Here is an 8,405-nt window from a genome sequence, read left to right as displayed (position 1 = left end):
CGCCCTGGAGTCCGCCGAAATCATGATCGAATGAACCCCAAACACTTGACCTTCAATACAGTTGCTTTCTTTGCGGCGGCAAAGAAAGTAAGTGCCGCCCCGCACAGGGGCAACGCCAATAAACCACTAACAAATCAAGGAAAGGCCAAAGATCCAGATCAACAAGAAAACCGCCGACCAGGCAAACAAAACCATCACCCCCCTACAACCCCACTCAACTCCCCGATCGCCGGCGCAGCCCCCAATCCCCCTCGCCGACCGGCAAAAGAAGAAACACCACTCCCCGTCCGGAAGACCGCCACAGCCGAAGTCAACCTGCGAGCCTGCTCCTCCAGCGAACTAGCCGCCGCAGCAGCCTGCTCCACCAGCGCAGCGTTCTGCTGGGTCACCTCATCCATCTGGGCGACGGCCAGATTCACCTGATCGATCCCTGTACTCTGCTCAATCGCCGCCGCGGCAATCTCACCCATGATCGAACTCACCCGGGAAATCGCCTCGACAATTTCAGTCATCGTCGAGCCCGAACGTTCGACCAATTGCGAACCGGCCTGCACCCGCGCCGTCGAAGCATCGATCAAACCTTTGATCTCCTTGGCCGCCGCCGCGCTTCGCTGTGCCAACGAGCGCACTTCGCTCGCCACCACCGCAAAACCACGCCCCTGCTCGCCCGCACGCGCGGCTTCGACCGCAGCGTTCAGCGCCAGAATATTGGTCTGGAATGCAATCCCTTCGATCACGCCGACAATGTCGGCAATCCGCCGCGAGTCGTCGACGATGCCATGCATCGTGCCCACCACCTGCTCGGTCAGGTCCCCACCCTGTGCCGCCAGGCTCGATGCGCCCTGGGCCAATGAACTCGCCTGTTTCGCGTTGTCCGCCGTCTGCTTGACCGTCGAAGTGAGCTCTTCAATGCTGGCCGCCGTTTCTTCAAGCGACGCGGCCTGCTCCTCGGTACGTTGTGACAGATCGGTATTGCCCGCCGCAATCTCGCTCACCCCCGTATCAATCGACTCCGTGCCGTGACGCACGGCATTCACCGTCTCGATCAGCGAGTCCTGCATCTTGCGCAACGCTGCGGCGAGACGGCCCATTTCGTTGTTGCTCGTCACGTCGATCTGGCCGGTCAGGTCCCCGTTGGCAATTCGCTGAAACTGCGCAATAGTCGCGTCGACCGGACTGACAATGGCCCGCACCATAATCGCCCGCCCAACCAGGGAGCCCAGCAACGACAAGCCCATGCCGACCGCCACCGCAATGCAGATCGCGTAGAACAGATCCTGTGCGTCCTGATAGCGCTGGGCGCCATGATCGAGTTGCAACTGCTCGAGCGTAAGCATCGCCTTTTCGTACGCGCTATAGAGCGATGGCAGCTTGTGTGCCTGCAACTGCTCGAATGCGGTCTTGTCGCCCGACTTGAGCGCGGCCAGCGCCGGATCGACCCCCTCATGCAGGAAAGTGTCGCGCTTGTCCTGCATGTCCTTGATCAACCGTTGTTCGTCGGTATCCGTGCTCGCACGGCTCAGATAGTGGGCAAGACGATCGTTCGACGCTTTCTGGTACTGATCGAACCGCTTGAGCACCGCGGTCGCGCCGTCCTGATCGTTCAGGTCGACCAACGATGCATAGGTCGCCAAAGCCAGACGCAGGCGCAGCAGTTGTCCGGCGCTGCCTTCGAGATCGGCGACTGCGGGTGTGTCCACGGTGTACATCTGCTGCAGCGACGCGTTGCTCGAACGCAACGACAACAGTCCCGCAGCGGCGCCGAACAACAGCACCACGCCAAAGAACACAATCATCAGGGTCAGGCAGGTTCGAATCGACAGATTTTTCAGCATCGGGCTGGTCTCCATTGGGCTGCCTGGCTGGATGTTCAGAGAATTAGCCTCGGCCACGCGTGCTGCGCCCAAGCCCATCGGCCAGGCCCGCAACTTTTGTTTGAAATTTAAGCGAATGCCGCATAGAGGGTCTACGGCGGGATTACAGAAAACTTTATGGTTGGTGACGCATGCGTTTGCGCTGCCTCAACCTCCGAGCGGAAGTCGGCGGCCGCTCGCGCAAGGACATTTGCGGGACTACCCGGGTGGTCGGCGAACGGCGGTTGGTAGAAAGTAACAAGGCGCGCGTTTCCGGAGCATTTCTATGTCAGAAATAGGCTCGGCTCTGCTGGTTTTCGCTTTGTTGCTTGTCGGTACCGGCTTTGGCGTGTGGGTGCGACCGTTGCTGCCCGAGGAGCACAAGGCGCACGAAACCGTGCAACTCATCCAGTTGGTTATCGGCATGCTGGTGACGTTCGCCGCTCTGGTGCTCGGACTAATGACGGCATCGGCGAAAACCAGCTTCGATACCGAATCGAATGATCTGCGCACCTTCGCGGCTGATCTGATCGAATTCGACACGACCATGCGGGAATACGGCAGCGATACGGATGAGGCCCGGCACCTGCTGCGCCTCTACACGGCGGCCGCGATTGCATCGACGTGGCCAGGCGAGACGGCTCCGACCGGTGACTATCCGCGGGACATCGGAACGCAGGACAACACGCAGAAGCTGGAGAACGTGCGGCTCGGCGACATGCTGACCGCCGTGGGCCGGCAGTTGCGGCAGCTGAGAGCGCACGATCCGTTAGAACAGCGCGTGCTCAATGATGCGCTGACGCAATACCGACGAACCGTGGATGCCCGGTGGCAAATCATCGAGGAAGCGCACAGTTCGATTTCCCTGCCGTTCTTCGTGACGCTGACCTTCTGGCTGTGCGTGATTTTTCTCAGCTTCGGCCTGATCGCGCCGCGCAACGCGCTGGCATTGGTCATGATCTCGCTCGGAGCAGTTTCTATTGCTTCCGCGATCTATGTGATCGTCGACCTGGACACGCCGTTTACCGGGCCAATCGTGATTTCCAGTTCGCCGATGAGAGATGCGCTGGAGCACCTCCGGCGGTGAGGGATTCTTGCTGACGAAGCTGAGCTGTGATTACCCGGCGATGCTGTCACTGTTGTCAGCTTCCCGGCCGGCAACCAGCAGGTCGTCGGAATAGTCGATCGTGTAGGCGTAACGCACGTTGGCGTAAGTCGCGAGCGGTTTGCCGACCTGCTTGCCCGCCGGGTTCGAAAGCTTCATCGGAGGCCCGGCAAATGCCGTGAACCCCAAGCCGTCCGCGCCGAGACAATGAGGCGCAGCGCTCGACGGATGCTCCAGCGCAAAGTCGACATAGCACCGATGCGCAGTATCTACATTGAGGTCGATCCTGACGCGATGATCGCACGTCGGAAAGATGGCAGCGACACGGCCAAGGCATGATGCGTGTCGATTTTCATAGACACGAAAAACCCCGCACGAAGGCGGGGTTGATCGTTACATTCTGCGGTTACGAGAAGTTAGAACGGAATATCGTCGTCCATCTCGTCAAAGCCGCCGCCGGCCGGCGCGCTCGGACGGCTCGAACCACCGCCGCCACCGCCGCTGCCGCCACGCGAAGCGCCGCCGCCCGAGACCGCACGGCCGCCACCACCGCCGCCGCTACGCTCCGACGGCTCACCGCGGCTATAACCGCCTTCGTCGCCACCGCCACCCATCGAGCCGCCACGGCCACCCAGCATTTGCATCTGCTCGGCGACGATTTCGGTCGAGTAACGGTCGGTGCCGTCCTGAGCCTGCCACTTGCGGGTGCGGATGCGCCCTTCCAGGTACACCGACGAGCCCTTCTTCAGATATTCGGACACGATTTCAGCCAACCGGCCGAAGAACGACACGCGGTGCCATTCAGTCGCTTCCTTCATTTCGCCGGACGCCTTGTCCTTGTACCGATCCGTCGTTGCAAGGCGGATGTTCGCCACTGCGTCGCCACTCGGAAGATAACGGACTTCCGGATCGGCTCCGAGATTGCCGACGAGAATGACCTTGTTCACGGATGCCATGAGTTTCTCCTGTTGATTCCGTTGCGGGCGGCGCGGCAACACACGATTCACGTCTCAAGCCAGCGGGCCGGAGACCGGAACTGCGCCTCAGCCCGCCGCCAGGTGAGTTCTGAGTGAGCCTTTTTACGCCTTGCGCGGCGGCTGCTTCATCTGTGCGGCGATTATAAGCCAGCACAAAACAAGCCCCGAACAAGTGAAGAAAACAGCGCTCTGACCGTCCACTTTCAGCAGCCAGCCGCCGACCACGCCGCCCAGTGCAAGACCGATCGACTGTGTGGTGTTGTACACGCCGGCCGCCGCGCCCTTACGGGTGCCAGGCGCCAGTTTCGACACCAGCGAAGGCTGCGACGCTTCAAGAATATTGAAGCCCAGAAAGTAGACAAAGAGGATCGCCGCCACACTCAGAATCGTATGCGGTGCGACGCCTAACAACAACTGTCCGATCAGGATAAGACCGATCGCCGAGAGCAGCACGATTTTCATTTTTCCGCGCTTTTCCGCCGCGATGATCGCCGGGACCATCATTACGAACGAGAGGCCCATCACCGGCAGATACACCTTCCAGTGCGACGCGACCGGCAGGCCGCCGGCCTCGAGAATACGCGGCACGACGAGGAACAACGCCGTTTGCGTGGCATGCAGCACGAGCACGCCGAAGTTCAAACGCAGCAGCTCGACGTTATGCAGCACCTCGGCGAACGGCGCGCGCACGTGCACCGGCTTGGGCGCATCGGGCACGACCCACAGCACGAGACCGATCGCCAGAATCGAGAAGATGCCGACCAGCGTGAACAGGCCACTCATGCCGACCCACTGGAACACGATCGGCGCGCCGACAATCGCCACCGCGAACGAAATGCCGATACTGCCGCCGACCATCGCCATCGCCTTGGTGCGATGCTCTTCGGAGGTCAGGTCAGCAATAAACGCGATCACCGCGGACGACACCGCGCCCATGCCCTGAATTACCCGGCCAACGATAATCCACGTCATGTCGTGGGCGCCCGCCGCGACGAAGCTGCCGAGCGCGAAGATCAGCAGGCCGGTCGCAATGACCGGTTTGCGCCCAACCTTGTCGGAAACCCAGCCGTAGAAGATGTACAGCATCGATTGCGTCACGCCGTACGCGCCGAGCGCGATCCCCACCAGCAGCACGTTGTCGCCGCCGGGGATGGTCTTCGCGTAGATCGAGAACACCGGCATGATCATGAAGAGACCGAGCATGCGCAGCGCGAAGATGGCGGCAAGCGACACGGTCGCGCGCATTTCAGGCGCGCTCATGCGTGAGGATGTAGCAGACGGATTGGACATCGGGAGCGTTCTTTGAATGAGCTGGGCGGCAAGCATGCGGCGCGGCATTCGGGCCGGCGGCCTTGCTACACGCCCGCCTGGAGCCTCGCGGCGCCTTGTACTCGCGGAAATCGGCCCCAGTTAGACCTCTTCTCCGCGGCGCTGGACCGCTGCCTTACAGCTTGCCTCATGCCTTCTTCGGGCTGTCAGGAAGCCGTAACGGCGGTCTTGAAAAGTCGTTATAGTAGCAGGTTTAGCCTCCTCCTCTTTCCGCCGGGTCACGGGCCAAGTCTTGGAATAACGCGTGGAACAAATCCGTATCCGTGGGGCTCGCACCCACAACCTGAAGAACGTCAATCTCGACCTCCCACGTCACAAGCTTGTCGTGATTACGGGCCTGTCCGGCTCGGGTAAATCGTCGCTCGCGTTCGACACGCTCTATGCGGAAGGACAGCGGCGTTACGTCGAAAGTCTTTCGGCTTACGCCCGCCAGTTCCTGCAATTGATGGAGAAGCCGGACGTCGATCTGATCGAAGGCCTGTCGCCGGCGATCTCGATCGAGCAGAAAGCGACCTCGCACAATCCGCGCTCCACGGTCGGCACCGTCACCGAAATTCACGACTATCTGCGGCTATTGTTCGCCCGGGTCGGCACGCCATACTGTCCGGATCACGAAATTCCGCTGGAAGCGCAAAGCGTCTCGCAGATGGTCGACGCGGCGCTCGCCCTGCCGGAAGAGACCAGGCTGATGATTCTCGCGCCGGTGGTAGCGAACCGCAAAGGCGAGCACGTCGAACTGTTCGAGGAGATGCAGGCGCAGGGCTTCATCCGTTTTCGCGTGCGCTCGGGCGGCGGCACCGCCAATGAAGGCGTCGCGAAAATCTATGAAGTCGACTCGCTGCCGAAGCTGAAAAAGAACGACAAGCATACGATCGACGTCGTCGTTGACCGTCTGAAAGTGCGCGGCGACATGAAGCAGCGCCTCGCCGAATCGTTCGAAACGGCGCTGCGCCTCGCCGACGGCCGGGCCATCGCGCTGGAAATGGACACGGACAAGGAGCATCTGTTCAGCTCGAAGTTCGCCTGCCCGATCTGCTCGTATTCGCTGCAGGAACTGGAGCCGCGCCTCTTCTCGTTCAACAACCCGATGGGCGCCTGCCCGGAGTGCGACGGCCTCGGCCAGATCACCTTCTTCGATCCGAAGCGGGTCGTCGCGCATCCGTCGCTGTCGCTGGCGGCAGGCGCGGTGAAGGGCTGGGACCGGCGCAACCAGTTTTACTTCCAGATGCTGCAAAGTCTCGCGGCGTTCTACGAGTTCGACATCGACACGGCCGTCGAAGACCTGCCGGAGAAGGTCCGCAAGATTCTGCTGTTCGGTTCGGGCAAGCAGGAAATTCCGTTCTCGTACATCAACGAGCGCGGCCGCACTTCCGTGCGCGAGCATGTGTTCGAAGGGATCATCCCGAATCTGGAGCGGCGCTACCGCGAGACCGATTCGGTCGCGGTGCGCGAGGAACTGGCGAAGTATCAGAACAACCAGCCCTGCCCGGCCTGCGCCGGCACGCGGCTGCGCCGGGAAGCCCGTTTCGTGCGGATCGGCTCGGACGGCGACGCGCGCGGCATCTTCGAAATCAGCGGCTGGCCGCTGCGCGACGCGCTCGGCTATTTCCAGACGTTGCGGCTCGAAGGCTCGAAGCGCGAAATCGCCGACAAGGTAGTCAAGGAAATCGTCGCACGGCTGATGTTCCTGAATAACGTCGGGCTCGATTACCTGTCGCTCGAACGCAGCGCGGAAACGCTCTCGGGTGGCGAAGCGCAGCGCATTCGCCTCGCCTCGCAGATCGGCTCCGGCTTGACCGGCGTGATGTATGTGCTGGACGAGCCGTCGATCGGTCTGCATCAGCGCGACAACGACCGGCTGATCGCCACCCTCAAGCATCTGCGCGACCTGGGCAACTCGGTGATCGTCGTCGAACACGATGAAGACATGATCCGCATGGCCGACTACGTGGTCGACATGGGCCCCGGCGCAGGCGAGCACGGCGGCATGGTGATCGCCGAGGGCACGCCGAAGCAGGTGCAGGCGAACGCGGCGTCGATGACCGGGCAGTACATGTCCGGCGCCCGCTGCATCGAATTCCCGGACGAGCGCAAGGAACCGGACGAACGGCGTCTGCGCATCGTCGAGGCGTACGGCAACAACCTGCAGCACGTCTCGCTCGATCTGCCGGTGGGCCTCCTGACTTGCGTGACCGGCGTGTCCGGCTCGGGCAAGTCCACGCTGATCAACGACACGCTGTACCACGCGGTCGCGCATCACCTGTACGGCTCGTCTACCGAGCCGGCACCGTACGAATCGATCGAAGGCCTGGAGCATTTCGACAAGGTCATCAACGTCGACCAGTCGCCGATCGGCCGCACACCGCGCTCGAATCCGGCCACCTACACGGGTCTGTTCACACCGATCCGCGAACTGTTCGCGGGCGTGCCGGCAGCGAAGGAACGCGGCTACGAAGCGGGCCGCTTCTCGTTCAACGTGAAGGGCGGCCGCTGCGAATCCTGCCAGGGCGACGGCGTGCTGAAGGTGGAAATGCACTTTCTGCCGGACGTCTACGTTCCCTGCGACGTCTGCCACGGCAAGCGCTACAACCGCGAAACGCTCGATGTGCAGTACAAAGGCAAGAACATCAGCGAAGTGCTCGACATGACGGTGGAGAACGCCTACGAGTTCTTCAAGCCGGTCCCGGTCGTCGCGCGCAAGCTGAAAACCTTGCTGGACGTGGGTTTGGGCTATATCCGGCTGGGCCAGTCGGCCACTACCCTGTCGGGCGGCGAGGCGCAGCGCGTCAAACTATCTTTGGAACTGAGCAAGCGGGATACCGGTCGCACGCTATACATCCTGGACGAGCCGACCACCGGTCTGCACTTTCACGACATCGCCTTGCTGCTGGAAGTCATTCATCGTTTGCGAGACCAGGGTAATACCGTCGTGATCATCGAGCATAATCTCGATGTAATAAAGACCGCCGACTGGGTCATCGATCTCGGCCCCGAGGGCGGTGCCGGCGGCGGCCAGATCATTGCGCAAGGCACGCCGGAGCAGGTCGCCAGGTCGAAGGCAAGTTTTACCGGCAGGTATCTGGCGCCGCTATTGAAACGCACTGCCAGCAGAAAGTAACGCAGCACAACACGGGTTGGAGA

Annotated in this window: 6 protein-coding genes; 2 read left to right on the top strand and 4 right to left on the bottom strand. The window is 61.6% G+C overall.

The window, feature by feature from the left end:
• Positions 1-194 precede the first annotated feature (194 nt).
• Positions 195-1,835, bottom strand: coding sequence for a methyl-accepting chemotaxis protein (locus tag AC57B6_RS30770; RefSeq protein WP_496422732.1), 1,641 nt, complete (start codon positions 1,833-1,835; stop codon positions 195-197).
• A 304-nt stretch (positions 1,836-2,139) separates the two neighbouring features.
• On the opposite strand from AC57B6_RS30770, the gene AC57B6_RS30765 reads away from it, so the two are divergent.
• The gene (locus AC57B6_RS30765) at positions 2,140-2,940 is read left to right on the top strand and encodes a bestrophin-like domain (protein ID WP_496422731.1); all 801 of its coding nucleotides are present in this window, start codon (positions 2,140-2,142) and stop codon (positions 2,938-2,940) included.
• A 30-nt stretch (positions 2,941-2,970) separates the two neighbouring features.
• Here AC57B6_RS30765 and AC57B6_RS30760 read toward each other — a convergent pair whose 3' ends face one another.
• The 3 genes from AC57B6_RS30760 to AC57B6_RS30750 all read right to left on the bottom strand — a co-directional run bounded on the left by AC57B6_RS30760 (position 2,971) and on the right by AC57B6_RS30750 (position 5,225).
• Positions 2,971-3,117, bottom strand: a complete 147-nt coding sequence (locus AC57B6_RS30760) for a hypothetical protein (RefSeq protein WP_178369004.1) — start codon at positions 3,115-3,117, stop codon at positions 2,971-2,973.
• A gap of 257 nt (positions 3,118-3,374) precedes the next feature.
• Complete coding sequence (locus AC57B6_RS30755) at positions 3,375-3,914, bottom strand: single-stranded DNA-binding protein (protein WP_028199106.1); 540 nt, start codon at positions 3,912-3,914, stop codon at positions 3,375-3,377.
• A 123-nt stretch (positions 3,915-4,037) separates the two neighbouring features.
• Positions 4,038-5,225 (bottom strand): MFS transporter, encoded by a 1,188-nt coding sequence (locus AC57B6_RS30750; RefSeq protein ID WP_167346782.1) that lies wholly within the window; start codon positions 5,223-5,225, stop codon positions 4,038-4,040.
• A gap of 283 nt (positions 5,226-5,508) precedes the next feature.
• On the opposite strand from AC57B6_RS30750, the gene uvrA reads away from it, so the two are divergent.
• The gene (uvrA, locus tag AC57B6_RS30745; RefSeq protein ID WP_216751761.1) at positions 5,509-8,382 is read left to right on the top strand and encodes an excinuclease ABC subunit UvrA; all 2,874 of its coding nucleotides are present in this window, start codon (positions 5,509-5,511) and stop codon (positions 8,380-8,382) included.
• Positions 8,383-8,405: the final 23 nt, after the last annotated feature.

This window comes from Paraburkholderia sp. BGA-UO-ETr-F12 (assembly GCF_059567945.1).
This window is presented reverse-complemented; position numbering and strand designations above follow the sequence as displayed.

Bases quoted from the DNA above. Each gene is read 5' to 3' on its own strand.
- AC57B6_RS30770 (WP_496422732.1), bottom strand. From the start codon at position 1,835: ATGCTGAAAAATCTGTCGATTCGAACCTGCCTGACCCTGATGATTGTG.
- AC57B6_RS30765 (WP_496422731.1), top strand. From the start codon at position 2,140: ATGTCAGAAATAGGCTCGGCTCTGCTGGTTTTCGCTTTGTTGCTTGTC.
- AC57B6_RS30760 (WP_178369004.1), bottom strand. From the start codon at position 3,117: ATGAAGCTTTCGAACCCGGCGGGCAAGCAGGTCGGCAAACCGCTCGCG.
- AC57B6_RS30755 (WP_028199106.1), bottom strand. From the start codon at position 3,914: ATGGCATCCGTGAACAAGGTCATTCTCGTCGGCAATCTCGGAGCCGAT.
- AC57B6_RS30750 (WP_167346782.1), bottom strand. From the start codon at position 5,225: ATGTCCAATCCGTCTGCTACATCCTCACGCATGAGCGCGCCTGAAATG.